Below are 862 nucleotides of genomic sequence, written 5' to 3'. Positions count from 1 at the left end.
TTTATAGGAATGTCGCCGTGTTAGGCGGCTGGGCTTTGGTTATATCGTATCCAACGCTTGAACAATTCCAAGCGACTGAAGGCACTTTCGATCAATAAAATGTTAGCGAGCTCTCTTTTTTATCCAACTCGTTTCATTTCTCCGTTTTCATATTGTCCTAGGTTTTTCGGGCATGACCAACTATTGCGATGCGTTCGCCGCCTTGGCTTTTTTACCCCAAGTCACCTGTTGGATGACCAAACCACTGATGATTAAGACAAGTCCAATCAACGTCGATGGGTGGATTTTTTCACCAATAATGGTGGCCAACAACATCAACGAGATAAATGGCGAAGCAAATATCAGGTTGCTGATGCGCGCCGTGTTTTGGGTTAGCTTCAAGGCGCTCAACCACAGCACAAACGTCACTCCCATCTCAAACAAGCCGACGTATGTCACCGCCGCCCAGCCTTTGATGGAAATAGATTGCCAGCTTGCGGCTTCGTACCAACTCAACTCGGTTGTGAATGGGATGGCAACCAAAAAGCCCAGCAAAACACCAATCACCGGATCGGCTTTGTTTTTGGTGTTGAGAATCCAGTAACCCGCCCAAAGTAACGTCGACAGCAGTGCCAAGCCAACGCCAAGCGGACTCTCAAACTGCATGCCAAGCACATTGCCTTGCGTTGCGATCACGATCACGCCGAGGTAACTGAATCCACACGCTATCCAATCTTTGCCACGAATCTTTTGTCCCAAAAACACCGCTGCCATCAGGGTTAGCGTAATGGCCCAGCTGTAGTTGATGGCCTGCGCTTGAGAAGCGGGCAGCAAATCGTACGCTTTAAATAGGATCAAGTAATACGCCAACGGGTTGATCAAA

Annotated in this window: 1 protein-coding gene; it reads right to left on the bottom strand. The window is 48.4% G+C overall.

Annotated features, from left to right (window positions below):
* Window positions 1–180: 180 nt before the first annotated feature.
* On the bottom strand, window positions 181–862 hold a 682-nt coding region (locus tag R7E78_RS25415), incomplete at its 5' end, for a DMT family transporter (RefSeq protein ID WP_318058512.1).

This window comes from Vibrio sp. YT-19(2023) (assembly GCF_033337395.1).
Note: the sequence above shows the minus strand (reverse complement) of the source record. Positions and strands in the feature narration are given on the sequence as shown.